At 58.8% G+C, this 26760-nt stretch carries 27 protein-coding genes, 1 tRNA gene and 1 pseudogene; 8 read left to right on the forward strand and 21 right to left on the reverse strand.

The window, feature by feature from the left end; translation table 11 throughout:
• Positions 1-33 precede the first annotated feature (33 nt).
• On the reverse strand, positions 34-1077 hold the full coding sequence (locus KT71_RS17660) for a helix-turn-helix domain-containing protein (RefSeq protein WP_008293971.1): 1044 nt from the start codon (positions 1075-1077) through the stop codon (positions 34-36).
• Between the two features lie 201 nt (positions 1078-1278).
• On the reverse strand, positions 1279-1479 hold the full coding sequence (locus KT71_RS17665) for a hypothetical protein (RefSeq protein WP_008293970.1): 201 nt from the start codon (positions 1477-1479) through the stop codon (positions 1279-1281).
• A 212-nt stretch (positions 1480-1691) separates the two neighbouring features.
• On the opposite strand from KT71_RS17665, the gene KT71_RS17670 reads away from it, so the two are divergent.
• The 6 genes from KT71_RS17670 (at position 1692) to KT71_RS17695 (ending at position 8836) form a co-directional block, all read left to right on the forward strand.
• Positions 1692-2636, forward strand: a complete 945-nt coding sequence (locus KT71_RS17670) for a 2-hydroxyacid dehydrogenase (RefSeq protein ID WP_023660299.1) — start codon at positions 1692-1694, stop codon at positions 2634-2636.
• A 23-nt stretch (positions 2637-2659) separates the two neighbouring features.
• Positions 2660-3817, forward strand: coding sequence for an L-lactate dehydrogenase (locus KT71_RS17675; protein ID WP_023660300.1), 1158 nt, complete (start codon positions 2660-2662; stop codon positions 3815-3817).
• Positions 3818-3964: 147 nt separating this feature from the next.
• Positions 3965-6625 (forward strand): TonB-dependent receptor domain-containing protein, encoded by a 2661-nt coding sequence (locus KT71_RS17680; RefSeq protein ID WP_008293966.1) that lies wholly within the window; start codon positions 3965-3967, stop codon positions 6623-6625.
• 249 nt (positions 6626-6874) lie between these two features.
• A complete protein-coding gene (locus tag KT71_RS17685) occupies positions 6875-7309 on the forward strand; it encodes a hypothetical protein (RefSeq protein WP_008293965.1) in 435 nt (144 codons plus the stop codon).
• Between the two features lie 37 nt (positions 7310-7346).
• Positions 7347-8303, forward strand: coding sequence for an ornithine cyclodeaminase family protein (locus KT71_RS17690; protein ID WP_023660301.1), 957 nt, complete (start codon positions 7347-7349; stop codon positions 8301-8303).
• Positions 8304-8320: 17 nt separating this feature from the next.
• Complete coding sequence (locus KT71_RS17695; protein WP_023660302.1) at positions 8321-8836, forward strand: nuclear transport factor 2 family protein; 516 nt, start codon at positions 8321-8323, stop codon at positions 8834-8836.
• 80 nt (positions 8837-8916) lie between these two features.
• On the opposite strand, the gene KT71_RS19870 is transcribed toward KT71_RS17695, so the two are convergent.
• The 3 genes from KT71_RS19870 to KT71_RS17710 all read right to left on the reverse strand — a co-directional run bounded on the left by KT71_RS19870 (position 8917) and on the right by KT71_RS17710 (position 13399).
• Positions 8917-10899, reverse strand: a complete 1983-nt coding sequence (locus tag KT71_RS19870) for an ATP-binding protein (RefSeq protein WP_008293962.1) — start codon at positions 10897-10899, stop codon at positions 8917-8919.
• 4 nt (positions 10900-10903) lie between these two features.
• Positions 10904-12037 carry an FIST signal transduction protein gene (locus tag KT71_RS17705; RefSeq protein WP_008293961.1) on the reverse strand — a complete coding sequence of 378 codons (1134 nt, stop codon included), beginning with the start codon at positions 12035-12037 and terminating at the stop codon, positions 10904-10906.
• 114 nt (positions 12038-12151) lie between these two features.
• Positions 12152-13399 (reverse strand): acetamidase/formamidase family protein, encoded by a 1248-nt coding sequence (locus KT71_RS17710; protein ID WP_008293960.1) that lies wholly within the window; start codon positions 13397-13399, stop codon positions 12152-12154.
• Positions 13400-13552: 153 nt separating this feature from the next.
• Between KT71_RS17710 and KT71_RS17715 the strand changes: the two genes are divergently transcribed.
• Positions 13553-14743 (forward strand): ISL3 family transposase, encoded by a 1191-nt coding sequence (locus KT71_RS17715; RefSeq protein ID WP_023660006.1) that lies wholly within the window; start codon positions 13553-13555, stop codon positions 14741-14743.
• A 38-nt stretch (positions 14744-14781) separates the two neighbouring features.
• Positions 14782-15039 (forward strand): annotated as a pseudogene (locus KT71_RS20655) (transposase); the annotation flags it as partial.
• Between the two features lie 119 nt (positions 15040-15158).
• Here KT71_RS20655 and KT71_RS17725 read toward each other — a convergent pair.
• The 16 genes from KT71_RS17725 to KT71_RS17800 form a co-directional block, all read right to left on the reverse strand.
• Positions 15159-15234, reverse strand: a tRNA-Lys gene (locus KT71_RS17725).
• An 84-nt stretch (positions 15235-15318) separates the two neighbouring features.
• The gene (locus KT71_RS17730) at positions 15319-15765 is read right to left on the reverse strand and encodes a RidA family protein (RefSeq protein ID WP_008293958.1); all 447 of its coding nucleotides are present in this window, start codon (positions 15763-15765) and stop codon (positions 15319-15321) included.
• Positions 15766-15821: 56 nt separating this feature from the next.
• Positions 15822-16994 (reverse strand): dipeptidase, encoded by a 1173-nt coding sequence (locus tag KT71_RS17735; protein ID WP_008293957.1) that lies wholly within the window; start codon positions 16992-16994, stop codon positions 15822-15824.
• Entirely contained in the window at positions 16984-17664 is a 681-nt protein-coding gene (gene queC / locus KT71_RS17740) for a 7-cyano-7-deazaguanine synthase QueC (RefSeq protein ID WP_008293956.1), read from the reverse strand. The genes KT71_RS17735 and queC overlap by 11 nt, the downstream gene beginning before the upstream one ends.
• Positions 17665-17681: 17 nt before the next feature.
• Complete coding sequence (gene queE, locus KT71_RS17745; RefSeq protein WP_008293955.1) at positions 17682-18362, reverse strand: 7-carboxy-7-deazaguanine synthase QueE; 681 nt, start codon at positions 18360-18362, stop codon at positions 17682-17684.
• 10 nt (positions 18363-18372) lie between these two features.
• On the reverse strand, positions 18373-19287 hold the full coding sequence (gene ybgF, locus KT71_RS17750; protein ID WP_008293954.1) for a tol-pal system protein YbgF: 915 nt from the start codon (positions 19285-19287) through the stop codon (positions 18373-18375).
• 23 nt (positions 19288-19310) lie between these two features.
• On the reverse strand, positions 19311-19856 hold the full coding sequence (pal, locus tag KT71_RS17755; RefSeq protein ID WP_008293953.1) for a peptidoglycan-associated lipoprotein Pal: 546 nt from the start codon (positions 19854-19856) through the stop codon (positions 19311-19313).
• Between the two features lie 40 nt (positions 19857-19896).
• Complete coding sequence (gene tolB, locus KT71_RS17760) at positions 19897-21183, reverse strand: Tol-Pal system beta propeller repeat protein TolB (protein WP_008293952.1); 1287 nt, start codon at positions 21181-21183, stop codon at positions 19897-19899.
• Entirely contained in the window at positions 21183-21953 is a 771-nt protein-coding gene (tolA, locus tag KT71_RS17765; RefSeq protein ID WP_008293951.1) for a cell envelope integrity protein TolA, read from the reverse strand. The genes tolB and tolA overlap by 1 nt, the downstream gene beginning before the upstream one ends.
• A complete protein-coding gene (tolR, locus tag KT71_RS17770) occupies positions 21950-22369 on the reverse strand; it encodes a protein TolR (protein WP_008293950.1) in 420 nt (139 codons plus the stop codon). Before tolR ends, tolA begins: the two co-directional genes overlap by 4 nt.
• Positions 22369-23079 (reverse strand): protein TolQ, encoded by a 711-nt coding sequence (tolQ, locus tag KT71_RS17775; RefSeq protein ID WP_023660303.1) that lies wholly within the window; start codon positions 23077-23079, stop codon positions 22369-22371. Before tolQ ends, tolR begins: the two co-directional genes overlap by 1 nt.
• A gap of 1 nt (position 23080) precedes the next feature.
• Complete coding sequence (ybgC, locus tag KT71_RS17780; RefSeq protein ID WP_008293948.1) at positions 23081-23515, reverse strand: tol-pal system-associated acyl-CoA thioesterase; 435 nt, start codon at positions 23513-23515, stop codon at positions 23081-23083.
• 6 nt (positions 23516-23521) lie between these two features.
• Positions 23522-24592: a Holliday junction branch migration DNA helicase RuvB gene (ruvB, locus tag KT71_RS17785; protein ID WP_008293947.1), complete on the reverse strand. Its 1071-nt coding sequence runs from the start codon at positions 24590-24592 to the stop codon at positions 23522-23524.
• Between the two features lie 27 nt (positions 24593-24619).
• Positions 24620-25231 (reverse strand): Holliday junction branch migration protein RuvA, encoded by a 612-nt coding sequence (gene ruvA, locus KT71_RS17790; RefSeq protein ID WP_040362484.1) that lies wholly within the window; start codon positions 25229-25231, stop codon positions 24620-24622.
• 106 nt (positions 25232-25337) lie between these two features.
• On the reverse strand, positions 25338-25856 hold the full coding sequence (gene ruvC / locus KT71_RS17795; RefSeq protein WP_008293945.1) for a crossover junction endodeoxyribonuclease RuvC: 519 nt from the start codon (positions 25854-25856) through the stop codon (positions 25338-25340).
• Between the two features lie 113 nt (positions 25857-25969).
• On the reverse strand, positions 25970-26716 hold the full coding sequence (locus KT71_RS17800) for a YebC/PmpR family DNA-binding transcriptional regulator (protein WP_008293944.1): 747 nt from the start codon (positions 26714-26716) through the stop codon (positions 25970-25972).
• Positions 26717-26760 lie beyond the last annotated feature (44 nt).

Raw genomic sequence — 26760 nt, forward strand, 5'->3', positions numbered from 1 at the left:
GCGGTGCGATTCATGGACCACCCCGCACCGCAGCTATGAGAGTTCTTGACTGTTCTGACGGTGCGCTTTTCGCCAGGCCGTAGGCGTTTGGCCCTGTATCTCTCTAAACGCTTTATTAAATGAGCTCAGAGATCGAAAGCCGGCATCCATCGCGATTGTCAGCACCGGCAGATGATCCTCCCCAGAGTTCGACAGCCTGCTCGCCGTTTCACGAATACGATAGCTGTTGAGAAAATCACTAAAGTTCCTATACCCCAAGGCTCCGTTGATGGTGCGTCGCAAACGGTACTCGGGAACCTCCAACTTCTGAGCCAGACCGCCGATACTCAGCCCCATCTCCCGCCAGGCACGATTGTCTTCCATGAAAGCCTGCAAACGTGCCGCCAATTCGCCATCCACCGGGGGCTCTGTTGCAGTAGCTGCCTCCGTCAGGACAGTCTGGGCTACCTGCGTAGTAAACAGCACGCCGGGCCGATACTGAAGCAGCGCCCCGTTTACGGCCAGGAGCAGTGCCGCAGGGGGGAGGTACTCCAGTACGTATAGCCAGGGCGCGCCGGGAAAGAGGACCTCTCGCGACAGAATCAGAATAAAGAGATAGCTGCCATTCACGCCGACAAACCAGAGGCGAAGTCGACGGCGGGTCTCCACCAGATCTGTCCTCCAGTGACGGACGATCACCCAGAGGGTGAGGGCCAAAATGACGAACTCGAGGAACTGGGGCAGGTCCATGAACAGCCATCGCCACTCATTCACCGACAGCAAAGCGCCCAGCAAAGGCATAAACACGGTGAATTTCACCAGGGACAGCTGCCAGGCGCGCAGGCGAAAGCGGTCATCAAAAATACTCAGACTCAGCAACCAGAAAACACCCGGGGCGGCGGTTTGGACCGTCGAGGCAAGGAGGGTAAAAGGCGTATTACTCAACACCGGGGACAGCAGGTAGCCAATGATGGCCACCATAAAGAGGGCAAACAGCTTTTCGCTTGTGCCCCAGGAAGCCTGGCGCAGCAACAGCAACAGTCCCAGAAGAACCTGGGACAGGCTAAATCCAATAGCAGCGATAAGTAGGTCTGGCATGCGCTTCCTTTTTAGGGAAGGCGCATCATAGCAAGGGTGCTACTGAAACCAGCGGAACGGGTCTCCGCCGGGGCGAGGGAGCAAAAAAGGGGGAGGAAAAGAAAGAGAACAAAGAAAGAGGTTAGTAGGGAGCCCTCAAACGCCGGCGCATTGCAGCCTGATCCGTCTGCAGCGCAGTACCGTTAGCCATCGATGAACCGATTACTCATCTTCTTTCTCGATCGAGAGGTCTATCTTCTCACCATGGGCCGCATACCATTCCTCCCACTCCCAGGGGGTCATGGTGCGTGGCGTCGCTCCGGACATGGCGCGCCGAAATGCTCTGGCGCGCAGTGAGTTATCCGTGGGACGGGAATTATCGTTGAGCACGTTTTCTATCAGCTGCTGGGTACGACTTTTCATGGACGATACTCCGGTCTCTGCGCACCGAGCGTTGCGCTCAGGCATTTGTTATTGGCTATGACGTTACGCGCGGTCTCGGGGATTAGATTGATGCTTTCTTTCGGCCCCCTCTTTTGCTCGCGTTTTGTTCACCTTTCGATTGTCGCTGATATGACAGTCTCCATCCGTCCCCTGGGGTAAGCTTTGTAAAAATTATAAAAGGAAGCATGACCATGTCCTCAGCCATCATCGTTACAGCACGAGCCTTTCCTGCAGCTATCCAGGAACCCCTCAGTACCCTCGGCGAGGTGCGCGTCTTCGACACCGGCGCACCCGAAGAGAGCCTCAAGGGTGCGACGGTCTGGCTGGGTACCGCCGTAGACCCCGTGTCCCGAGAACTGATCGCGAGCTTTCCCGACTCCCTGGGACTCATTGCAAACCTCGGCGTGGGCACCGATAACGTGGATCTGGTGGCGGCTAAGGAAAGAGGCATCCTGGTGAGCAACACGCCCGTGGTTACGGAAGATACCGCAGACCTCACCTTTGCCTTATTGCTGGCCACCTGCCGACGTGTCGGCGAATGTGAACGCGCCCTTCGCGGAGGCGACTGGGCGGGAGGCGCAGCACTCATGGGTCGTCGAGTTCACGGCGCAAAACTCGGCATCATCGGCTTCGGCGCCATTGGGCAGGCCGTGGCGCAGCGTGCCCGGGGCTTCGACATGGATGTGGGCTATCACGGACCCCGGCGGAAAGCCGATGCCGAAGCATCTACCGGTGCAAGGTGGTACGAATCGCTGGACCAGCTCCTTGAGGAGTCCGACATCGTCTCCCTCAACTGTCCCCTCACGCAGGCCACACGCCACATCATGAATGAGACATCCCTGGGACTCATGAAGCCCGAGGCCATACTCATCAACACGGGTCGCGGTCCCCTCGTGGACGAAGGGGCGCTGGTGGCCGCCCTCCAGGCTGGGCGCCTTGCAGGCGCCGGCCTCGATGTATTTGAGTTTGAGCCTTCGGTCACACCTGCGCTATTGGAGCTGCCCAACGTCACCCTCCTGCCGCACATCGGCAGCGCCACGGGAGCCTGTCGCAAAGAGATGGTGGGACGAGCATTCGCCAATGTTCAGGCCTTCCTACAATCGGGCAAGGCCCTGGATCTCTGCACGCCCCGATAAAGCTGGATTATGGGAGCACAACTATGAGTATTTTTAGTGTAGTCCCGGTAACCGTGAGCGACTACGAGCGGCGCGCCCGACGGTGTTTGCCACGCTTTCTTTACGACTATGCCGCCGGAGGCGCCAACAACGAAGAGACCCTGTCCGCCAACTGCGCGGACTTTTCAAAGATTCGCCTTCGTCAGCGGGTCATGTATGACGTCTCCCGAGGCAGCACGGACACCACGCTCCTGGGACAGCCCGCATCCATGCCCCTGGCACTTGCCCCCGTGGGCATGGCGGGCATGTACGCCCGTCGGGGTGAAGTCCAGGCAGCAAAAGCTTCCGAGACCGTGGGTATCCCCTTCACCGGCTCCACCATGGGCGTGTGCTCCATCAACGAAATCAATGCAGCCACCAACACCGCCGCCTGGTTTCAGCTTTACATGCTGCGCGATCGTGATTTCGTGCAGGAAATGCTGCAGAACGCCTGGGACTCCGGCACAAGAACCCTGATCTTTACCGTTGATCTGGCGGTGCCCGGGCTGCGATTGCGAGACTTCAGAAACGGCATGATCGGTGGCGGCTGGATGGGTAAGGCATCCCAGATGCTACAACTGGCCACCAGCCCTGGCTGGGCCTATGACGTCGGCATCCGAGGAAAACCCCACTTCCTTGGCAATCTCTCCGGAAAAGTGAAAGACGCTAAAGATCTCAACAGCTACAAGAGTTTTGTGGAGTCCCAGTTCGATCCCTCAGTCACCTGGGAAGACATCCGCTGGCTCCGCGATCAATGGAAGGGCCAGTTGCTGATCAAAGGCGTGCTGGAGGCTGATGATGCCCGTGCCGCAAGGGACTGCGGCGCCGAAGGCGTGGTGGTCTCCAACCACGGGGGCCGTCAGTTGGACGCCGTGGCGTCAAGCATCAGCAAACTGCCTGCAGTTGTAGACGCGGTGGGCAGCGAAACCGAGGTCTTTATCGATGGCGGCATTCGTAGCGGCTTGGACGTCGTGCGCGCGGTGGCGCTGGGTGCTCGGGGAGTCCTCATGGGACGTCCCTGGATTTATGCCCTGGCCGTGAACGGCGAAGCAGGGGTGCGAAACCTTCTGGAGATCTTTCAGCGAGAGATCGCTATCGCCCTCGCCCTCACCGGGGTTAACAGTGTTCAGGAACTCAATAGGGAACTCATCGACAGCGAGTAGGCACTTTGGATTTAACGCACGCCTCCCCTGTAGTGCGCCGCCTCACGCGCCGGCACAGGCACTCCACCTTGCAGTAGTCTACTGCTGCGTTTTTTTGCTACTCTGCGGGGCAGTGTCATCAACTAACTATAAATAGAGGCGTTTCAAATGAAATCATTTTCTTTTACCAAGTCTGTTCTTGCTGTATCGGTATCCGCTGCGCTGGCGTCATCTGCCATGGCACAACAGAGCGGCGAACTCGAAGAAGTCCTGATTACCGGTTCCTTTATCAAGGGCACTGCACAGAATGAAGCAAGCCCCGTAGAGGTGCTGGACTCCGGCTACATAGCCAAAACCGGTGCCGTCACCATTGCCGAACTTACGTCACGACTTACCGTGGCCTCCGGCGCCGAAAACAATCCGGACTCCTTTACCGCGGGGGAAACGCAAGGCACTTCCAACGTTAACCTCAGGGGACTTGGTCTGACCTCAACGCTGGTTCTTATTAACGGCAAGCGCCAAACCGTTGCCGCTGCGGTGGCAAACGACGGAAGCGTGTTCGTAGATACCAACACCGTACCCCAGGCGGCACTTGAGCGCGTCGAGGTCCTCAAAGAGGGTGCTACAGCAACATACGGCTCTGACGCCATCGCAGGTGTAGTGAACTTTATAACGCGCCAAAATTTTGAGGGCTTCGAGGTTTCCGGCGGCTATCAAACGACGACCGAAAGTAGCCAGAACACGGTAGATGTGAATCTGCTCGGTGGTATTAACATCGGCGATAGCACGAATCTTCTGCTTTCGGGCACATTCCGTCAGCAGGATCCTCTGAGCTCAGCGGATCGCCCCTTCACCACAGAGAACGCTATTAGTACGCTGGGGCGCAGCTTTATCGCTATAGCACCGACCAATGGCAGCGGCGCTTACGCGGGCAGCTATTCACCCGGCGAGAACATTCCTGATCCTGCGTGTCTGGATTCGGAACTGGGCGTATTGGTACCCCAGGCATCCGGGACTCGCTGCGGTTTCCTTTACGGCCCTCGCTTTAACCTGGTCAACGACGAGGAGCAAACGCAGCTCTACGGCAACCTGAGCCATGACTTCTCCGATGATCTGGCGATGACCATTGAGCTCGGCTGGACAAAGAATGAGGTATTCGACAACCCCCAATCTCCCACCTACCCGAACCTGTCTTTCCCTCTGGTTTTCCCAGGGCAAGCCGGCAGCCCCTTCGACCAGCCGGTGGTATGGCTCGGGCGCCCTCTTGGTGCGGAGTCTCCCTCTCCCTTCGCTCCGCGAGACAGCGAAACCTTACGCGCGTCAATCGACCTTGAAGGCAGTCTAAATTCCGGGTGGAACTGGTACGCGGCGTTGACTTATTCAGAGAACGATCGCACGGCGGTCCAGCCCGATACGCGCACCTCCCGCCTTAACGAAGGTCTTGCAGGTGTCGGTGGTCCAAACGGCGACCAAACCTTTAACATCTTCGACCCCACGCAGAACTCGCAGGAGATCATCGACTTCATCTCTGACGCTCAGGTCACCAACCGTTCCACTGATATGCTGGTGGGCGATGTTGTCTTCAGCGGCGACCTCTTTGAGATGAAGGCGGGAACCGTTGGCGTAGCCTTCGGCGCGCAATGGCGTGAAGAGAGCTACCAGATTGCGTTCAACGACGTTGCCACGCAGCAGATTGACCAGGACACGGGCTTTGCGGTTCCCATTGACCTGATCTTCCAAGGCGGTGGTCGTCCGGTCGACGAGAGCCGCTCCACCTATGCGCTCTTTGCAGAGGCGAATATCCCCTTGACTGATAATATCGAAGTGGATATCGCCGGTCGCTACGAGGACCTCGAGTCCGACAGCAGCTTCGACCCCAAGATCGCCATACGCTGGCAGGCCACCGACGCCTTGGTATTGCGCGCCTCGGCATCCTCGGCATTCCGTGAACCATCGCTGCAACAGTACTTCTCTCAGGAGACGGCACTGCAAGGTCTGGTAGATCCGCTCAATCCCGGCGGAGCGCTGTTTGTTCGCGTAGACACCGCAGGCTCTGTGGACCTGCAGCCCGAGTCATCCACGAACTTTAACTTCGGCGCGATCTGGGACATCACGAATGACATGTCGGTTCGCGTGGACTACTGGCGCTTTGACTACGAAGACGTGATCGTGGCCGAGTCGGCCCAGGGCAAGCTAAATGCCGATCCCAACGGTGACTCAATCAACCGAAGCGCAACGGGACAGCTGGCAGGTGTGCGCACCAACTATATCAATGCATCCACGGTTGAGACTGACGGTATCGACGTAGCCCTTGATTGGATGGTACCCACCGACGGCTTCGGGCAATTCGGTTTTAACGTCACCGCAACGCACTTCCTCAGCTACAACATCCCCTGCACCGCCGCGAACGCGCGAGGCTGCGACGGCCCCGGCGGTACGGAAGATGTGGCTGGCTTCTTTAACTACGATTCCTTTGTTCGCTCCATCCCGGAGACCAAGGTAAACGGCGTGATCGACTGGAGCATGGGTAACCACTCCATCGCTCTCCTGGGGTTTTATACCTCGGGCTACGAGACAACTCGCACCGTGGATCCTCGGGCTGCGTCCCTCGGCTACAATCAGGATATCGACTCCTGGTTTACCGTCGACCTGCAGTATGCCTTTGACTTCGAATTTGGCGACAACACGGCCACCTTTACCCTCGGTTCGAAAAACGTGTTCGACGAGTTGCCTCCGCGGGTTTATGACGCGGCGAACTTCAGCTATGACCCGAAGCAATCTGATCCCCGAGGCCGCATGGTATATGGCCGTGTAAAGGTTAACTTCTAACGCCAAGCAAGCCCGGAGAGCCGCGACCTCTGTCGCGGCTTTTTTTTGCTTGTGACTCATTTCGTAAAAACCGGTGTCAGGGCTTCGCTCGAGGTGTTTAAGCGTACGATTACCCTTGCCTGCACTGGCGTTAATACTGCCGGGGAGCTCTCCAAGGCTGCCGATCGGCAGTGTCTGTTTATCTTGCCCCCGCAATCACCTTAACGGTACTTTAGATGTCGAGTAGAGCTTTGGCGGGAGATGCATGGGATGGACAGACAGCGACCTACCATCGGTATCGTCGGCATTGTTTTAGGCGCAACAGCGCTGCTCCTTGCGGTCATGCACTTCTGGGCGGGTTCTCTCTCGCCGCAGCCCCCCATAGAGACCACCGTCGCCGAGAAAGCGGTGGCTATCAAAAACGCCACCATCGCGGCACTGAAGGGAGAAGAATTGGAGCAGGTCGCCCCGAAAAAGTCCTGGGACCTCGATCGCATCGTCACTCTCGCAACAGGCTTTCTGGCTGGATTAGCCTTCATATTGGGCGTGGTCAGCTACGCCATGCGCGAACCCACAAGGGTCGCCGTCGGTGGCGTGATCCTCGGCGGTGCGGCCATGGCATTTCAATTTGCAGTAGTGGCCATCGGCGCGATTTTCCTGGCTATTCTGGTCGCGGCGGTGATCGGCGAGCTGGGCATCGAGTAGCAAGGGAAATCGAAGCAAGACCAGGCAAGGAAGGAAAATGGCATTAACGCTCATCGACGCTGCCCAAGTGGCTGAGATACTACCCATGGCTGACTGCATCGAGGTGATGCGAGACGCCATGATGGCGACCTCCGCCGGAACGGTAGAAGTCCCACCGCGACAGGCCATCCCGGTGGGCGATGGCCACACGATGCTGTTCATGCCGGGATCGGCAAAGGAGCTGGGTTACTACGGAACCAAGGTGATTACCCTGCACAGTGATAACCCGTCAAAAGGGAAACCCGCGATACAGGGCTCAATCACTATTTTTGACTATGACACCGGGGAGCCCGTCGCCATCATTGATGGGAGCTCCGTCACCGGGCTTCGCACCGCCGCCGCATCGGGTCTTGCCACGGACTGCCTGGCCCGCAAGTCCTCCGCCTCGCTGGGAATCTTCGGCTGTGGCCTGCAGGCCGGAACACATATCGACGCCATCCGCGCTGTGCGCCCCATCGAGAAAGTCCTCGTGTGGGGGCGAAATCTCGAAAGCGCAGAGGTCTTCGCAAAAAAGGAGACCGCAAGAACAGGTCTCGAGGTACAGGCCGTCAGCGACCCCAGCGATGCAGCGGCCTGCGATGTTCTGTGCACGGTCACGGGCTCCGCCGAGCCCATCCTCTTCGGCGACTGCGTAACACCCGGCACACATATCAATCTGGTCGGATCCCACAGTCTCAACACCCGAGAGGCCGATACCCGGCTGATCCAACGATCCCGGCTCTATGTTGATGCTATGCAATCAACCCGCAATGAAGGCGGAAATATCATGATCCCTCTCGGTGAAGGGGCGATTGACGAGGGACACATCCTCGGCGAGATCGGCGAGCTGGCTGCAGGTTCTATCAGCGGCCGTACGGATGACGATCAGGTGACGGTGTACAGCTCCCTCGGAATGACTTCCCAGGATCTGTTTGCCGCAGTCAGCATCTACGAGCGATACAAAGAGCGCGGATGACGCGCAAGGGAGCAGCGATGATGAGAGCGACAGTTTTCGGCCTGTGCCTGCAATTGGTGTCCGTAACGGCGTTTGGCGCCTGCCCTGACGACTCCGTCGCAGCGCGTTACCTAAGGGCCATCGAAACTATGAATTGGTCGCAGATGGAAGCCTTGCTTGCCGATGACGCCAGCTACTCGGATCCCACAATGACTTATTTCGACAGGGAACCGATCCAGCTCGTCGGCTCCGCCAACATTGTCGATTTTTGGCGAAGCGGGGCAGAAGAGTCTGGAACAAACAAAATCAGCTATACAACCACCGGATGCTTCGAAACCGCAGGATACTTCCTCGTAAATCTTGATATCGATGTTCGCGTGGCGGGCACCTACTGGAACGTCAATAAAGACTGGATAAGCCTTCCAGGCAAAGTGGTATCAATAGTCCGGGTGACAGACGGCAGGGTAAGCGAGCATCATGATTACGTGGAATATAGCGCTGCAGACAGTACTGTGAAGCAGCTGCAGAAACAGTACGGGGCCCTGAAAAAGTAGTTGGTATGCGCCCCAAAAAAACACCCGCCTGTTACAGCAAGGGCTGTTATCAGCCATCGACTGCGACAGATCCGCGGTGATCAGATATGCGCCGAGAGGATGGCATCGAGATGAGCGGGCATTTCCCTGATCAGGGCACCCGCGGTCTGCTCGTCCTGTTCCCGCAGAGCAGCGTCGAGACGAGCGAAGCGCTCCGCGGCCTGCTCGGCCTTCATCGTTGCCGTCGTGCCCTTCAGTCGATGTGCGAGTTTAGCCGCGCTTGCGTAGTCACCGCTCTCATAGGCTCGGGTCAGATCGCCAAACACCTGGGGAGCCTCCTCGCGAAATGTTTGCATGATTCTGGCAACAAGCTCCGCGTTGTTGCCGAGCATCTGCTTCAGCGCTCCGATGTCATATTCTGCGCTGCTGGCTTGCGTAGGGGGCGATGCCGGCTTGGGGCTCTGTTGCGCGACGGGAACGCTGCCGCGGTATTCCGTGAACTGCGCGAGCGCACGACTCAGGCTTTCGACGCTGATCGGCTTGGACAAAAACGCATTCATTCCCGCCTCTAAACACTGATCCCGGTGTTCGTCCATCACGTGGGCCGTGAGAGCAAGAATCGGCACGCCTTGAGACCAGGCGGATCCACGCTGGCGTATCCGACGCGTTGCTTCGAGGCCGTCCACATGCGGCATCTGCACATCCATCAGGATCAGGTCAAAGGCGCCATCCGTGGCGGCGGCGAGGGCTTCGGCGCCATCGCTTACCGTGGTGAAGTCGGCTCCCAACAGGCGGAGGACTTCGCCCACGACCAGCTGGTTTGTCTGATCATCCTCCGCAACAAGAATTCGCAGCCCCTGCAGACTGACATAACCGGCAGCTTCCTGATGATTCGCCGCAGGCGCGTTGCAGCGCTCCAGTTCAAGACTCACCTTGAACTGCGAACCATCGCCCAAACGGCTGCTCAGGTCGATGGTACCGCCCATGAGTCTGACAATTTCGTGAGTGATGGCAAGACCGAGACCCACGCCGCCCTCGCTACGATTGTAGGCACCATGCACCTGGTGGAAGGGGTCGAAAAGTCGTCCGGACTGTTCCTCGGAGATACCTATGCCCGTATCAATCACAAGGATCTCGAGGTGTTCGCGGTCTGCCTGCGCCGCGCGACTGTTTACCAGCACATCGATCTGACCCGCTTCCGTAAACTTGATCGCATTCGTAATCAGGTTTGTCAGAATCTGCCGCAGGCGCGAGGCATCCACCAGCAGCGCCTCAGGCAGCGTGGACCCCAGGGTCAGGCTCAGGTTCAGGCCTTTGTCCGCAGCGCCCGGCCTGAGGATATCAACAACGGAGTTGATCACTTCGCCAACGCGCGTTGGCTGGGGGTACAGGCTGAACTGACCGTGCTCCAGCGTCGAGAAGTTAAGCACATCATCGATGATCGCGAGGAGGGACTCGGCGCTGCTGCAGATCGTGCGCACGAACTCATGCTCCCGCTCGGGGAGATCGCGCAACAAAAGAAGGTTAGCCAGACCAAGGACGCCGTTCATGGGCGTACGGATTTCGTGACTCATGTTGGCGAGAAACAGGGTTTTTGACTTGTCGGCGTCCTCAGCAGCTTGCTTGGCCTGGGCCAGCTCAGCATTCTGCACACAGGCTATGCAGGCACCGGCCAGCTTGTCGTTAAGGCGCTCAAGCGACGCAAGAACTGAAGGCGCGAGGGCGCCGGAGGCTCTGCGAAGGACGATGTGACCGTAGTCACGCAGGGGCATGGCGTAAAAGTGGCTTCCTTCGTGTTCGCCTTTCACAATGTCTTCGCTACCCTGCTCCCGGGCATCGCGCAGCGCATCAATGGCTGCCGCGACCGCCGCGTGCTGCTCGGCGTTGCGTGGCGACTCCGCGACGATTGTGTATCCGGCGTCATTCGGGTCTGTGGAAATGATCATGCCCGAGGGGCAATTCAGCTTGCGAAGGTAGGTTTTCAATGCCTCCCGAGCCATCGCCTTCAGCTCAAGGGAATTGCCGATGGACATCGCAATCTCGAGGGCAACCTGTATTTCCAGCTGTGTGACGGCAGCACTCAAGGCCTTACGACTCCTTGCGCAGCTCTGATAACGTCGCCACGACGGATGTCTTATTGTAAAACTCCAGGAACTCGCCGCCGCCGTTAGCGATCTCACCGAAGGTACACGCGCCCATAACGGGCAGGTCATCGACAGCGACCCGGCGCAGCTCTTCCTCGAATTCGTCGCCAAGGAACAGCACCCGGGAGATACAGTCCATGAACAGCCGCAAGCCCGGTTCTACATTCAGTTGCTGATCAGCCTGCTCTCGCGCAGTCTGGGCTGCGCTGAGGAGCGTTTCGCGGTCTCCGTGGAGGATATCGACGTGCTCGCCTTCGCTCACCTCACCGACGCAGGTCAGGCTTCCGTCGTCATTCAACATCAGGGGATCGCGAACGATGTACTCCGCATCGAGGCGCGCCAGACCAAAGGGGTAGGCCTTGGCGAGATCAAAAAAGCTGGTGTCGCCAAAGGACTGGCCAGAATGCTCTTCTACCACTGTGCGATACACCTCGAAACCGGGTTCCCAGTCGAGGGATTTCAGGATCGTGTCCTGCGCCGCGGTAATACGAAAGGGCCCGGCAACCCGTGACCACCCGTGGGCCACCCCGACGCCCGCGGACGTGCCGAAGCGGGCGACCAGGGCAGCGTCCTTCAACAAACCTTGATTGCTTATCAGGCAGGGACGCTGGACCATGTCCAGGGAACCGGCGCCGCCGCCGATGGATTCCATCGTTGGTCCCGTGAAGTCGTGCAGTGCACTGAGAAAGGCGCTGATTCGCGAAGAAAAACCATCCACTAATACCAGCTGTAACTTTGGCTCCTGTGGTGGGTCACCCAACAGGGGCTCCAGCGTCTCTTCAATATCCACGGCGGCATCGCTGAGTCCGTTCAGGACAGCAACCTCCATGGGACGCCCGACCCCCCAGATGATGGTGCCTTTCTCCGAGGCCGTCGCCTGGTAAATGATGTTCGGAAACACGCCGCCCACGAGTGGTTTGCTAACGCGGGCGAGCAAGCCGTTGAGATTTTCCGGCGTAAAACCGTTCTCGATGCCGGCCAGGACCACGATCCCCTGTATGCGCTCATCCTCGTCGAACTCGGCAAGGTGTCGCTTGAGTTCTTCTGGGGAACCCGTCGGATCAAAACGAATAAGCATAGCTACAGAACTCTTAATCCTTACGCTTGAGATGATCACTCATAGCCAGACGGAATCGCAAGAGGCGCCCTACAATGACGGGTAGCCGTGGACGCCACCATAGTCCCCCGGCGTTTACTTTGCTTTTTCAACAAAGATATCCAGCGGCAGGATAGCGGTTACGCCCACGTTCGGTATATCCACCAGCTGACCGATGCGCAAGTCAACGGCCACACTGGCAATCATGTAGGCCTGGGCGCGGTCATAACCGTACTCAGACACAATGTAATCAATCATGGCCGCGAGGGCGTTCCGCGCGGCGAGATGGACATCCGTAGAGAGGTTGCTGAGGTCAGCAATGCGATCTGAGGCAAGGTAGGCAAGATTCGCGGGCACTGTTCCCGGCTCTTTCAGGGGAAACCCGGTCGTGGCATAGAACCGCTGCGAGGGGATTTTCAGTACCTTGGCAGGGCCCTCATAGTGCGGTCCATATTTGAGGTCGGGCGGATTTTTCACGATGCTCGCCGTGACTGTGAGGGTGCCACCCATTTCAATGGCCGTACCGGAGACCTCTCCATCACCTTGGGCGTAGTGAAAATCCCCAACGGCCAGACCGCAGCCATCGATGTAGCATGGAAGGTATACGGTGGTGCCCGAGGTCATGTAGCGGATGTCCATATTGCCGCCGTGCTCGCGGGGCGGCACTGTGCGCAGGCATTCGGACGGTTTGCTTCCCTCGGGTCCGCACAGCGCCGAAGGCTGAGCTTCGCTCGGATCGGGAGGCAATACGGCGCCACCAAGACCCATCAACTGGCCCTCGCGTTTAAGCACATCCGCAAGCAGTTGCTGGCCAGGCAATGTCGTAATCACACCCGGAAAACTCGCATTGGGAATGCGCACGCCGGGCAGCGCATCGCTTTCGGCGTAGTCCTTGTTGATACGCCAGACAATAAAGCGCACATCCTGACCAAACTGTTCGCCCGCAAAACCGATAGGAGCGGCCTGGGTCCAGCCCACGCTGGCCGCCTTTAGAGAGTCAAGCTTGACTGCGAGCACGTCACCGGCCTTGGCGCCTCTGATGTGCACCGGACCAGTCAGCGCGTGTACGATGCCGATGCCTTCCCGGGGGATGTCGGGAGCGCTGGAAAACTCGTCGGGATCAAGGAAAAGGTCAAAAGCATCCCGACCGTGAAATACGATTGGCTCCCCCGGGTCCGCCGTTGCCACCATGGGAATCTCCGGGTGGAGCCGGTTCATACAGGCGGAATCCTCAGCGCAGGGAACGCTCACATCGCCCAAAACAACCTGGGCGTTGCTTGCCGCAGAAAGCACGAGAATCGACATCGGTGCCAGCAAGCCAAACAAAAAGCGTCGTTTACACATTCCCGTACTCCGCGAAGGATTAAAAGCTTGTGGCGTCATCGTACGCTAAAACTTGAAAGGACGGGCCGAAGCGTGCGGCTCTTCATCATTAACGGGGGACACCGGGGATCATTAAACTGAATTTGCGAAGTCCGTTTAATGAGGAAACCCCCGATGTCCCACGCAGGAAATATATTAGGTCTTCCCGAGCTGGAGGTCGAACGTGTTGATCGCAATGATTCGATCGAGGTCTATGCCAGGCCAAAGCGCCGCCCATCGTGCATCCACTGCCAGCATCCCAAAGTCAGGATTAAAGCGACCCACGAGCGCACGTTAAAACACACACGCCAGGGCAACCAGGTGATGACGCTGCACCTGAAGACGCCCAAGTATCACTGCCCACAATGTGGTCGCTACTTTCGTCACCGGTTTCAGGGCGTCAGGCCCCGCTATCGATCGTCGGACGCCTTCCGTCTTGAAGTATTCGAGGCCCATGACGGCGGCGTGACGCAGCGTAAGCTCGCGAGAACACACGACATGAGCCCAGCAACCGTCGAGCGCTGGTATCAAGGTCAGTGCCGACTGCGACTATCGGAGATGTCTAATCGGCCCTGCCCCCGTGTGCTGGGTATCGACGAGCACTTCTTTAGCCGCAAGCGCGGCTACGCCACCACGATGGTGGATCTGAAGAACCACAAGGTCTTCGATGTGGTGCTGGGACGCTCAGAACTGAGTTTGAGACGTTATTTAAGGGCATTACCGGGTAAAGAGAACGTCCAGGTTGTCGTCATGGACTTGTCGGAAACCTACCGCAGCATTGTGCGCCGGTACTTTCCTAACGCCACGATTGTTGCCGATCGATTCCACGTCATTCGACTGGTTAATCAGCATCTGCTCAAAGCCTGGCAGGGCTACGATCCCGAGGGGCGCAAGCATCGCGGGCTGGTCAGCCTGATGCGACGCCACCAATGGCGTCTTACGGATGAGCAAAGAGAGAACCTTGGCCGATATCTGGATGACTATCCCGTGCTCAAGGCGCTGTATGCGGCCAAGCAGCAGCTCAATCGACTGCTGCTACTCAGATCTCTGAATCGTAAAAAAGCCAAGCAGCTGCTGCCGCAACTGCTCTCGTTGATTGAAGACTTGGCGGCGAGCCCCCTTCATCGATTGGCCAGAACACTGAAGTCTTGGCTGGAACCCATCGTTAGCATGTGGCGGTTTACCAAGACGAACGGCATCACCGAGGGCTTCCATAACAAGATGGAAATGATGTCCAGGCGAGCCTATGGATTCAGAAACTTTGAAAACTATCGACTGCGGGTCTTAACCCACTGTGGATGGGATGGCATTATCAACCGAGTTTAATGAAAACCGGTGTATCCCCCGTTAACTGGGTAGAGCCGCAGCTGCTGCCGCGGCTGCTTTCATTAATCGAGGACTTGGCGGCTAGCCCGCTTCATCGGTTGGCCAGAACACTGAAGTCTTGGCTGGAACCCATCGTTGGCATGTGGCGGTTTACCAAGACGAACGGCATCACCGAGGGCTTCCATAACAAGATGGAAATGATGAGTCGGCGAGCCTATGGATTTAGAAACTTTGAAAACTATCGACTGCGGGTCTTAACCCACTGTGGATGGGATGGCATTATCAACCGAGTTTAATGAAAACCGGTGTATCCCCCGTTAACTGGGTAGAGCCGAGCCAAGCGTGCTCACCAGCTTCTGGCTCAGGAGCGAGCTTAATCGTTGGTGTTAAGCCGTTGATATAAGGAGAGGAAAAATGGTGGGCCGTGCTGGGTTCGAACCAGCGACCAATTGGTTAAAAGCCAACTGCTCTACCGACTGAGCTAACGGCCCCGGAGGGAGGGCGCATATTACGGATTTAGGAGAAAAACTCAAGCTTTTGAGCGAACTTCTCCCCGGCAGACAGGCCGGGCGCTTTTAATCCGAAAATGCCGCAATACATTCCACCTCTACCCGTGCGTTCAAGGCCAGACCGTTGGCCCCAAAAGCACTTCGTGCGGGGAAGGGTTTGCTGAAAAATTCCGCGTAAACCTCATTGAAAGCGCCCCACTCGCTGATATCAGCCAGCATCACCGTGCACTTCACGACATCACTCATAGCCAGCCCGTGGGACTTGAGGGTGGAACGGATATTGTCCAGCGTCTGGCGGGTTTCGGGGACGATACCGCCTTCCACAACGGCCATTTCACCCGGTAGTGCCCCCAGCTGACCCGCCAGATAGAGCGTATCCCCCACACGCACCGCCTCAGAGAACGGCAGCTCTGCAGCCAGAGAGCCACTGCTGTTCAGAAAGCTGACTTCTGCACCGCGTGCGCCTGCCACAACCGTGAGTACGAGCAGGGGAACAAACATCAGATAACGCATAAGAAACACTCCGGATTCGCAAGCTTGGCGCTGGGGCCGTTAATAGGAAGCTAGGCTCAGGCGGCGGCCTGAACCCGCAGGGCATTGCCCCCGGCAAATTTCGCCAGATCGCTGTCGCTGAAGCCGCTCTCGAGCAACTTTGCGCACAGCCTGGGGAACTGCAGGTAGCTCTGTAAAAAGGCGGGGCGCACGGGCTCACCCAGGTCCGTAGACCAGGCAACGTGATCAATGCCAACGGTATCGACCATTACCTGTAGTGCTTCTACAAACTCATCGAGGTAGCTCACACCGTAAGGCGCCTGAATGGGGAATGTACCCACTACACCACCAGTGTCTGCGATGAGACGGGCATGCTCCGGGCTGATCCACCGCGATCGTGTGTTGCGATAATCGCCAAAGCGGGATGAGTTGTACTTGATCATGGTGTGGGACAGCGCCAGGGGGCGATCAACTAGTTCAACGGTTTGTTCCACCACCTTCTGACTGGCATGGGCCATGTCCAGGAGCATACCCATATCGCTGGCCTGCTCCAGCACCTGACGGCCCAGGGGAGACAGTCCACCATAGCGCTCGGGATCTGTCTGACTGTCACCCAGGGTCGAGGCCACGTAGTGGATCGGCTGCAGACGCCTCAGGCCCTGCTCGTAAAGAAGCTTTAAACGCGCGGGCTCAACTTCCAGCATGTGAGCACCTTCCGTGGACAGCACGACCCCTAACTCTCCTCGGGCATTAATTGCCTCAAGAGAATCGGCGTCGGTCACGGGGCTCATGGGAAAGTCGTCGAGAAACGCCATCATCAGAGCGTACTGACGCTCATACTCTTCCCAGGCCTCGTCACCCTGAAAATCACGATCTTTATTGCCGGGCATGCCGATACGCGTGCGCGCAATATCACTGACGGTGTCGAGATAGATGCAGTTCACCCCGGCATCGAGGTATTCCTGGATGTTGCTGGCGAACTTTGCCGGGCTTACGGGTGGTATACCTTTACCAGAGTTATCCAGACCCCGGTTTTGCCAGATACCTATATGCGTATGAAAATCGACGATGGGGTTGGCGGTGAATACCTCAGCGACACGCTCAAGAGACTCAGTACTGACGTTGATTTTCTCTGCTTCCAGCGCAGACAGCGGCCCTGCAAATGAACCACCTACAGCCGTGGTGGCAACGGCAAGGGAGCGACGCAGGAGAGCCCGCCGCGACAAAGCAAAGTTTCCGTTAGTTGGCATAGCGAGTGACATCCTCAAGACCGGCGTTTACAAAACCTTCACGCCGCAGTCTACAGGCATCACACACTCCGCAGGCAAGGCCGTCATCGGTGGCCTGATAGCAGGAGACCGTCTGGGAGTAATCAACGCCCAGGCGCGCACCCAGCTTTACGATGTCATCTTTTCCCAGATCCATGAGCGGCGTGTGAATTTCATAGCGTCCACCCTCTACTCCGACCTGGGTAGCGACGTTTGCCAACTGCTGAAAGGCGTCGATAAAGGCGGGCCGGCAATCGGGGTACCCGGAATAGTCCACGGCATTGACGCCGATGAAAATATCCTGGGCGCCAAGCACCTCAGCCCATCCCAGGGCGATAGATAAAAACACGGTATTTCGGGCGGGCACATAGGTGACCGGTATCCCCTCGCTGGCCTCCTCGGGTACGGCAATGTTTTCATCGGTCAACGCCGAACCCCCGATGCTGTCCAGGTTGAGACGCACAACCTTGTGTTCTACATCGCCCAGAGTTTTTGAGACCCGCTCTGCGGCAAAGAGCTCGGCGCGGTGACGCTGGCCGTAATCAAAGCTCAGGGAATAGCACTCGTAGCCCTGCTCTCTTGCCAGGGCAAGAACCGTTGTGGAGTCCAGTCCACCGGAGACAAGGACGACAGCTTTTTTTGAAGAATTCATAGAATGGCGCTCTTGCCTCAATGCCCCGGCGCATCGTCCCAAAGATATTTATGGAGCTGCAACTGCAGCCGCACCTGCAAGCCGTCCCCAAGAATCCACTCGGCCAGCTCCCGAGGTGCGAGCTGTTCGTGGCTGGGGGAAAACAGTACATCAGACACCCGGTCACCCAGGGTATATTCGTCAAGCTTGAACCGCGCCCACTCGTAGTCCCCGCGGTCACAGATAACAAACTTCACCTGGTCGTTGGGCGTCAGGTACTGCACATTGCCGTAATCGTTACGGGCAACTTCACCAGAAGCGGGGGTTTTGAGATCCAATACCTTCACCACGCGGGGGTCAACCCCCGCCACGGACATGGCGCCGCTGGTTTCCAGGGAAACTTCATAACCCTGATCGCAGAGCCTGGATAAAAGCGGCAGACAGTTGGGTTGGGCAAGAGGCTCTCCCCCGGTCACGGTGACATAGGCAGGCTTGTGCGCGGCAACCTGATCCGCGATGTGCTCGAGAGACATAATCTCACCGCCGTGAAAGGCGTATTCCGTGTCACAGTAGAGGCATCGCAGCGGGCAACCCGTGAGACGCACAAAAACCGTGGGCAGGCCGACGGTTCGAGCCTCGCCCTGGAGAGAATAAAAAATTTCCGTGATGCGGAGTGTGTCGGCAGCTACCACGCCATCCGCTGTTGCCACAGCACCCATGGGACCCGCCTTAGAGGTTCTGGTCGAGAAAATCGCCCGCTAAGCGTGCCGCTGAGCTGTCGGGATATTCGCGAATCACCCGATTCAAAAACTCCCGGGATCGATCGCGATTGCCCTTCATGAAGTGCACGCGTCCCAGCTTATACAAGGCATCGGGAATCTTGGCGTTTGTGGGGTATTGATTGAGCAGCAGCATAAAGGCCTGACGCGAGGCCTCGGGATCTACAGGATCCGTGACCAGATACAGCTCACCGAGCCAGTAGTGCGCATTCGGGGCAAAACGTCCCGCAGGATAGCGCTCAAGAAAGGCATTGAAAGCACTCACGGCCTGATCAAACTCCTGGCCTCGCACCAGGGCGTAGGCCGCGCGATAGGCATCACCCTCACCCGGCTGCTCGGCAACCTCGGTCGCCGAACCCGCGGCCCCTGCACTTATGGACCCTTGTGTGCTCGCCGAAGCGCCACCGGAAACAATGCCGGCACCCGCAGCGCTGGCACCACCTGGCGCCCCGCCGCCACCCGACGCCAGACGTCGGTCGATATCCATATAGCGCTCTAGACTTTGCTCTTTGAGCGTGCGGATTTCGTAGGCCTGCTGTTCCACCAGGCCATTGAGACGCATTACTTCCTGCTGAAGCTGTTGCACCTGATTGAACAGGCCACCAATGTTGTCGCTGGCGGGCGCCGCAGGGGGCGGAAGAGAGCGGGTCGTGCTTGCGGTTGATACCGCCGAGGGTGCCGAACCCACACCGTAGCTCACAGCCGGTGCTGCCGGCGCTGATGACCCGGACTGCGGCTGCGCGCGCCGCTCGGCTTCGACATCGATATAGTCCTGCGCCGAGGTCGAGATAGCGACAGCCAGAAATGAGATCGGGCCGACCAGAAAGGTCAGCCCGATTCGGCGGTACGATTTTGCTACAGGCATAGCTTGAGCATCATGGACCGGTGTTACTTAAGCTCTACGCGACGGTTCTGGGACCAGCTGCTCTCACCGCTGCCATAGGCAACGGGCTGCTCTTCGCCGTAGCTTACGGTCTCGATACGGTAGCTTGCGACACCGTTAACTACCATATAGTCACGAACGGCGTTGGCGCGGCGCTCACCCAGAGCCATGTTGTAATCCCGCGTGCCACGCTCATCGGTGTGGCCATCAAGACGTACGCTGCGATCGTTGGTTTTGAGCAGAGCAATATGCGCATCTACCGCAGCCTGAGCCGCAGGCGTCAATGTTGCGCTGTCAAACTCAAAGTAAAAGACGGTGCCGGCGGCCATCGCAGCCTGCTCCATCTGACGCTGAGCTTCCGCGGCGGCGGCCTGGGCCTGACGCTCAGCTTCGCGGGCGGCGTCAGCGGCGGCGGCTTGCTCAGCAGCAGCTGCGGCAGCCGCAGCGGCAGCAGCCTCTTCTTCCTTGGTGGAGGTGCCTGAACATGCCACGAGGAACATCGCAGCGAACAGCAGTGTTAGCGCCTTGCCGGCAACGGGAATTTGCTTCATGACGTGCTTCCTTCAAAAATGATGTTTAAAACTGCGTCTTTTAGAATTGCATATACGGCGACCAGGCCGGCTCACGGACATCGCCGCTACGAGCGGGCAAACGGAACTTCACGCCGCCATCCACCGAGACTGCGGACAGAATGCCACGGTCGCCGTATTTGGTAGCGTACAATACCATGGAACCATTGGGTGCGATACTTGGACTTTCGTCAAGATCCGTATTTGTGAGCACCTGCAGGCGATTTGTCACCAGGTCGTGAATAGCGATCTGATACTCCCCCTCACGCTGGTGCACCAGCACCACGTTGCGCCCGTCCTGGGCAACCCGCGCCCGGGCATTGTAGCTCCCCTCAAAGGTGACTCGCTCCGTCAGACCGCTACGCAGATCATAGCGGTAGATCTGCGGGCGTCCGCCACGATCCGAGGTAAACAGGAAGGAACGCCCATCGGGCATCCAGCTGGGCTCCGTATCAATGGCGTAGTGCCGGGTGACCCGGGTCAGACGGCGACTGGCCATATCCATGAGATAGATGTCCGGACTACCATCCTTGGAAAGCACCATGGCCATGGAGTTTCCATCGGGTGACCACGCCGGGGAGCTGTTCAGGCCCCGAAAATTCGTCAGCTGCTCCCGCTCGCCGCTCGCCAGAACCTGGCGAAAAATCGCCGGACGCCCCGTCTCGAAGGAGACATAGGCCACCTGCTTGCCATCGGGAGACCAGCTGGGAGACATAATGGGTTCCCGGGACTCCAGGAGCACGATGGGCCGGGCACCATCGGAGTCGGCCAGGGTCAGTCGGTAATAGTCTTTACCCGTGGGGTTTCGCGTCACCGAGACGTAGATCAGGCGGGTGGCAAAGGCACCGGGAATCCCCGTCAGCTTTTCATAGACGGCATCCGACACCCGGTGCGCGAGCATACGCGCCTCTCCCACGGGCCCCGTCACCGTTCCCTCGGCAATGCGGGTCTGACGCAACACATCATAGAGCTCGTAGCTGAGAGAGAGCCCATCGCCCTCTCCCCTGGCCCGTCCGATCAACACGTACTCGCTGGCGATGGCCCGCCAGTCACGATAAAACACCTCTTCCTCCCGGCTGGGGAAGCCGAGCATGTCCGCGCGGGCCACGGGGGAAAACTGTCCGCTACGCTCAAAATCCTCCTGCACGACTTCCGCCATATCGGCTGGCGCAGTGCCCGCACCCTCCCAGGCAAAGGGCACCACCGCCACCGGCGTGGGGTCATCGACCCCCTGGGTGATTTCGATAACCAGCTGGGCATTGGCCATGCCCGGCAGCAGTAACAGCAGAAAAAACAGAGATCGGAACATCAGTAGCGCAAATCCTCGGGTCTGAACAAAAGTTGGAAGCGACGAAAGGTCTTTTCGAATTCCCGGCCGGGCAGGTTCTTGAGCTCGGGGAAACTCCCGGCCTTTTCTACCGCGTTGATGGCGGAACGGTCAAAGGCAACGCTGCCGCTGGAGCGCAGTACATTCACAGAAACAATCTCCCCCGTGGGCACCAACTGGATGGCCAGAAGCGCCTCCATGCCGTTGCGGGCACTGGGGGGACGGCTCCAGTAATTCACCACGGTGTCGCGGATAAGTGCCGCATAGCTCGTGGACATTTCTTCGGCGGTCACGGCCACCTGGGAGCTGTCTTCTGCCGCCATGGCCGCCGCGAGTTCTCGTCGACTGATCGCTGCGAGCTCCTCGGCGCTAATGCGCTTCTCTTCAACTTTCGGTGCGGGCGCGGGCTTCTTGCTCACCGCGGGCTTGGACGCCGCCTTGGGGGGCGGGCTGCTGGCGGCAGCGGTTTTTGTCGGGGTCTTATTGGCGGGTTTCGGCGCTGTTTTTGCTGCGGGTTTTGCCACGGGCTTTGGCGCAGGCTTGCGAACCTGCTTTTTGGGCTTCAAAGAGGAAGCGTCGATGAGGGTGGCGTTAATCGCCGTCGGCGGCAACACCCTCGCCTCGATGGTTCGCGGATCGCTGTCGGGCTGAAAGCGCAGCAGGATCGCCGCGAGCACCAGTAAATGCAGAGCCAGGGTGCCGGCAACGGGCAGGAGGGTGAGCTGGCCAAGACTGTACCAGTCCCGGTTCACCGCGGGTCCTCCGTAACCAGCCCCACACCCGGTGCACCGGCTTCCTGAAGCGCCGCCATCAGTCCTACGACTTCGCCATAGGCCACGGCCTTGTCACCCCATACGAGCACCGGCTTGTCGGGGCTGCGACGGATGACAGCCCCCACCCGCTGCTGCACCGTGGCCAGGGACAAGACCTGATCTTCCTGACCACCGACGTTCATAAACAGCTGTCCCTGGGCATTAATAGACACAATAAGGGGCTCGGAATCCTGGTTGTCTACCGGCTCAGTTTTCGCCTGAGGAAGATCCACCTTTACGCCCTGCATGAGCATGGGCGCCGTGACCATGAATATGATCAGGAGCACGAGCATCACGTCGATATAGGGGACGACGTTGATCTCGGCCATGGGCCGAAAGCGGGCACGTCGGCGCATTACTGCCTGCTCTCCCGCTGCCGGGATTTCAGCGCATAGGCCTGACGGCCCAGGATGCTGGAGAATTCATCAACAAATGTGTCGTAGCGCTTGCCATAGACATCGACTTTCGAGGCAAAGCGGTTGTAGGCCATGACCGCAGGAATCGCGGCAAAGAGCCCCATGGCGGTGGCCACCAGGGCCTCGGAGATACCCGGCGCCACGGTGGCCAGGGTTGCCTGGGAGGTATTGGCCAGCCCGCGGAAGGAATTCATAATCCCCCAGACGGTGCCAAAGAGGCCCACGTAGGGGCTGGTGGAGCCCACGGTGGCCAGAAACGGGAGATGCTTCTCAAGACGCTCCTCCTCCCGGAGCATGGCGACACGCATGGCCCGGCGGGCACCCTCAAGCATGGCCTCGGCGTCCATATCGGACTGCTGGGCGAGACGGGAAAACTCCTTAAAACCCGCTCGGAACACGCCCTCCACACCGATGATGATTTCGCCGTCTGCCGCGCGCTCATTGCCCTCGCGATACAGCTGTGCAAGGTCGACACCGGACCAGAAGTGCTCCTCAAAATCCAGCATCTCTTCCCCGGCGCTGCGGAAATAAAAGAAGCGCTGAAAAATCATGTACCAGGAGGTCACCGATGCGGCCATGAGCAGGGCCATAACCAGTTTTACGGTAACCCCGGCATCCATGACCAGGTCCACCAGGCTTAGTTCGTCCAAGTCATTCTCCGTGAGGGTTGTGGGGATCGCGCGCGGCGCGCAGTGTAGCAAGCATCGCTTTGGGGATGCGACGGGGCGCCAGGGTTTCGGGGCTCACGCAGGCCAGGGATACCGCCGCCTCGGCAATGAGGTCCGTCCCCCGGCGCACGCACTGACGCAGCTTCAGGGAAGCGCCGCCCACGGCAGTGAGAGCCGCGGTGGCTTCCAACTCGTCATCAAGCATCGCGGGTTGCCGATAGCTGACGGACACATCGCTCACCACAAACATCAGCTCGTTATTGAAAATAGCCGCCCGGTCCATGCCCAGGGAGCGCATAAACTCCGTGCGGGCCCGCTCGATGTACTTGAGATAATTCACGTAATAGACAATGCCGCCCGCATCCGTGTCTTCGATGTAGACCCGAAGGGGCAGGGAAAATTCCCTCGCATCACCCATGGCGACTTATTCACCCGGCCCGAGGGGCAGAGAGCCCTGACCGTCGCCGGGCTGGCCAGCCGACCGCTCGTCTCCCGGCATGGGCACACCAAAATGCTGGTAGGCAAGGCGCGTCACCATGCGCCCCCGGGGCGTTCTGATCATATAGCCCTGCTGAATCAGAAAAGGTTCGAGCACGTCTTCGATGGTGCCTCGCTCTTCGGAGATAGCAGCGGCAAGACTGTCGACGCCCACGGGGCCGCCATCAAATTTCTCGATCATCGCCAGGAGCAGGCGCCGGTCCAGATGATCAAAACCCTTGGCATCGACACTCAGCAGATCCAGGGCGCGATCGGCGATGTCGGCGTTGACCATGCCGTCGCCTTTGACTTCAGCATAGTCCCGAACCCGACGGAGGAGTCGGTTGGCGATACGCGGCGTGCCCCGGGAGCGCCGGGCAATCTCCCGGGCCCCGTCGTCATCCATGGGAATCTCGAGGATTCGAGCGGACCGCGCCACAATCACGGCGAGATCCTCCACCCCGTAAAACTCCAGTCGTTGCACAATGCCAAAGCGATCCCGCAGGGGCGATGTCAGGAGGCCCGCGCGCGTGGTCGCTCCTACGAGGGTAAAGGGCGGTAAATCCAACTTGATGGACCGGGCGGCGGGACCCTCGCCGATCATGATGTCCAGCTGATAATCCTCCATAGCCGGATAGAGAATCTCCTCCACAAAGGGGCTCAGGCGATGAATCTCATCGATAAACAGAACATCGCCGGGCTCAAGATTGGTCATGAGAGCTGCGATATCACCGGCTTTTTCCAGCACGGGACCCGAGGTTGTCTTCAGGGACACGCCCATCTCATTGGCAATGATGCTGGCCAGGGTGGTCTTGCCGAGGCCGGGAGGCCCGAAAATAAGGGTGTGGTCCAGGGGCTCTTCCCGGCCCTTGGCCGCGGCGAGAAAGATCTCCATCTGCTCCCGGGCCACAGGCTGGCCGATGTACTCTCCCAGGGACTTGGGGCGCACCGCACGGTCCTGGGCGTCCTCCACGGTGCCCACGGGCTCCGGCGCAATAAGGCGGTCTGTCTCAATCATGAAAAATGCTGCCCTGCCTGCTGTGATTTATTGGCCGCGAACCGTTGATCGCAGCGCCAAGCGTATCAATTCTTCGCTGTCGGAGATGTCATCGTTATCCACCCGAGCCACCAATCGCGCCGCCTCTGCGGGTTTGTAGCCCAAGGCCACCAGGGCGCCCTCGGCATCGCCCAGTTTATCGGAGCTTGGTCCTGCCTGTCCGAGATTCGCGGACTCCCCGGGCCCGGGTTCCAGCCAGCCGGAGACGCGATCACGCATTTCAATGAGGAGCCGCTCGGCGGTTTTTTTACCGACGCCCGGAAGCGCCACGAGAGCGCTGAGATCATCGTCGTGGACGGCCCGCGCAAAGCGTTCGCCGTCCATACCCGACAGAATGGTCAGGGCCAGTTTCGGGCCGACGCCATTCACCTTGATTAAATGCCGGAACAACTCCCGGTCCCGGGCGCTGACAAAACCGTAGAGCGTCTGCGCATCTTCGCGCACCGCATGATGCGTGAGGAGTGTCACCACCTCCCCCAGCGCGGGTAGCTGAAACAGCGTGGTCATGGGCACCTGCAGCTCGTAGCCGACACCGCCCACGTCTACCAGAATCTCTGGCGGCTGCTTCTGCAACAAGGTTCCTGATATTCGACCGATCAACGCTTGCGTCCTCTTTTATCTGGCTGACTTTGTCTGGATGACTTTGTCTGGCCGACTTTGTCTGGATGACTGTGAGCTGTCTACAACGGCGGTGCGACGGCCCGGACTAGCGCAGGCGCCCGCGGCGAATAGCTGTGGCACCGACCACACGCACCAATCCCTCCCGGGTGTGGGCGTGGCACAGGGCCGCCGCCAGAGCGTCCGCAGCATCCTCCTGAGGGGCTCCAGGAAGTTTTAGCAGCGCCTTCACCATATGCTGGACCTGGGCTTTATCTGCGGCTCCCGTGCCCACCACGGATTGTTTGATTTGCCGTGCGGAGTACTCGCTGACCTCCAGCCCCCTCAACACACAGGGCACGATCGCAGCCCCCCGGGCCTGACCCAGCTTCAACGCCGCATCGGCACTCTTGGCCAGAAAAACCTGCTCCACAGACAACTCCGTGGGCCCGTGGAGCTCCACCAGTTCCGCAACACTCTCAGCAATAATTCGCAGACGCTCGGGCAAGGCCCCTTTCGGCAGCCGGATAACGCCGCTGGTGATATAGCTGTTTTTACCGTTGAGGGTACTGATGATGCCAAAGCCCGTTTTCTGGGACCCGGGATCAATGCCAAGAATTATTGCCATGCCGTGCGCCCAACCGGTCGCTGTGCCCGATCACCATGATATGTATAAATATACAGGGTTTCCAGCGGCTTCAGTGCTAAACGCAGCTCAAAAGCAAAGTCCGGGGGAGTCCCTCAGGACATCGCCTCAAGGACTTCATCGGGGATATCCACATTGGAATAGACGTTCTGCACATCATCCAGCTCTTCCAGGGCGTCGATGAGTCCCATCACGGTTTCAGCGCCGCTGGCGTCCACGGGTACCGTGGTAGAGGCAATCATGGTGACTTCGCTCTCCGCGGGCTCCAGTCCGGATGCTTCCAGCGTGGTTTTTACCGCTGAGAGATCCTCCCAGGCCGTGGTTACTTCGATGGAGCCATCATCCGCTGCTTCTACATCTTCAGCGCCGGCTTCCAGAGCCGCTTCCATGACCTGCTCTTCATCGGTTCCCGGTGCAAAGCTGATCTGCCCCTTACGCTCAAAGAGGTAGGCAACGGATCCATCCGTGCCCAGGTTGCCGCCGCGCTTGCTGAAGGCATGACGCACTTCGGCTACGGTGCGGTTGCGGTTGTCCGTCATGACCTCGACCAGCACCGCAACGCCTCCGGGGGCGTAACCTTCGTAGGTCAGTTCCTCGACATCATCCGCTTCGTTGTTCCCCGCGCCGCGCGCGATGGCACGATCAATGGTGTCGCGGGTCATGTTGGAGCCCAGAGCCTTGTCCACGGCAGCGCGTAACCGGGGATTGTCCTCGGGGAGAGGCCCGCCCTGCTTCGCCGCCACCACAAGCTCCCGGATGAGCTTGGTAAACATCTTTCCGCGCTTGGCATCCTGAGCCGCTTTGCGATGCTTGATATTGGCCCACTTACTATGTCCAGCCATCAGCAATCCTCCCTTATTTTCCTATGCGCAGCTGTTGCTGCGCG

Origin of the sequence: Congregibacter litoralis KT71, from assembly GCF_000153125.2 — a bacterium.
Lineage (GTDB): Bacteria > Pseudomonadota > Gammaproteobacteria > Pseudomonadales > Halieaceae > Congregibacter > Congregibacter litoralis.

Excerpts from the sequence above, each read along its gene's own strand:
- ybgC (WP_008293948.1), bottom strand. The coding sequence starts at position 23,515 with ATGGGTGATGCGAGGGAATTTTCCCTGCCCCTTCGGGTCTACATCGAA.
- KT71_RS17690 (WP_023660301.1), top strand. The coding sequence starts at position 7,347 with ATGGCATTAACGCTCATCGACGCTGCCCAAGTGGCTGAGATACTACCC.
- pal (WP_008293953.1), bottom strand. The coding sequence starts at position 19,856 with ATGAAGCAAATTCCCGTTGCCGGCAAGGCGCTAACACTGCTGTTCGCT.
- KT71_RS17735 (WP_008293957.1), bottom strand. The coding sequence starts at position 16,994 with ATGCCAACTAACGGAAACTTTGCTTTGTCGCGGCGGGCTCTCCTGCGT.
- KT71_RS17670 (WP_023660299.1), top strand. The coding sequence starts at position 1,692 with ATGTCCTCAGCCATCATCGTTACAGCACGAGCCTTTCCTGCAGCTATC.
- KT71_RS17705 (WP_008293961.1), bottom strand. The coding sequence starts at position 12,037 with ATGCTTATTCGTTTTGATCCGACGGGTTCCCCAGAAGAACTCAAGCGA.
- KT71_RS17660 (WP_008293971.1), bottom strand. The coding sequence starts at position 1,077 with ATGCCAGACCTACTTATCGCTGCTATTGGATTTAGCCTGTCCCAGGTT.
- KT71_RS17680 (WP_008293966.1), top strand. The coding sequence starts at position 3,965 with ATGAAATCATTTTCTTTTACCAAGTCTGTTCTTGCTGTATCGGTATCC.
- queE (WP_008293955.1), bottom strand. The coding sequence starts at position 18,362 with ATGGGTGCTGTGGCAACAGCGGATGGCGTGGTAGCTGCCGACACACTC.
- queC (WP_008293956.1), bottom strand. The coding sequence starts at position 17,664 with ATGAATTCTTCAAAAAAAGCTGTCGTCCTTGTCTCCGGTGGACTGGAC.
- ybgF (WP_008293954.1), bottom strand. The coding sequence starts at position 19,287 with ATGCCTGTAGCAAAATCGTACCGCCGAATCGGGCTGACCTTTCTGGTC.
- tolB (WP_008293952.1), bottom strand. The coding sequence starts at position 21,183 with ATGTTCCGATCTCTGTTTTTTCTGCTGTTACTGCTGCCGGGCATGGCC.
- KT71_RS17800 (WP_008293944.1), bottom strand. The coding sequence starts at position 26,716 with ATGGCTGGACATAGTAAGTGGGCCAATATCAAGCATCGCAAAGCGGCT.
- KT71_RS17710 (WP_008293960.1), bottom strand. The coding sequence starts at position 13,399 with ATGTGTAAACGACGCTTTTTGTTTGGCTTGCTGGCACCGATGTCGATT.
- tolR (WP_008293950.1), bottom strand. The coding sequence starts at position 22,369 with ATGCGCCGACGTGCCCGCTTTCGGCCCATGGCCGAGATCAACGTCGTC.
- KT71_RS17675 (WP_023660300.1), top strand. The coding sequence starts at position 2,660 with ATGAGTATTTTTAGTGTAGTCCCGGTAACCGTGAGCGACTACGAGCGG.
- KT71_RS17685 (WP_008293965.1), top strand. The coding sequence starts at position 6,875 with ATGGACAGACAGCGACCTACCATCGGTATCGTCGGCATTGTTTTAGGC.
- ruvC (WP_008293945.1), bottom strand. The coding sequence starts at position 25,856 with ATGGCAATAATTCTTGGCATTGATCCCGGGTCCCAGAAAACGGGCTTT.
- KT71_RS17695 (WP_023660302.1), top strand. The coding sequence starts at position 8,321 with ATGATGAGAGCGACAGTTTTCGGCCTGTGCCTGCAATTGGTGTCCGTA.
- KT71_RS17715 (WP_023660006.1), top strand. The coding sequence starts at position 13,553 with ATGTCCCACGCAGGAAATATATTAGGTCTTCCCGAGCTGGAGGTCGAA.
- KT71_RS17730 (WP_008293958.1), bottom strand. The coding sequence starts at position 15,765 with ATGCGTTATCTGATGTTTGTTCCCCTGCTCGTACTCACGGTTGTGGCA.
- KT71_RS17665 (WP_008293970.1), bottom strand. The coding sequence starts at position 1,479 with ATGAAAAGTCGTACCCAGCAGCTGATAGAAAACGTGCTCAACGATAAT.
- ruvB (WP_008293947.1), bottom strand. The coding sequence starts at position 24,592 with ATGATTGAGACAGACCGCCTTATTGCGCCGGAGCCCGTGGGCACCGTG.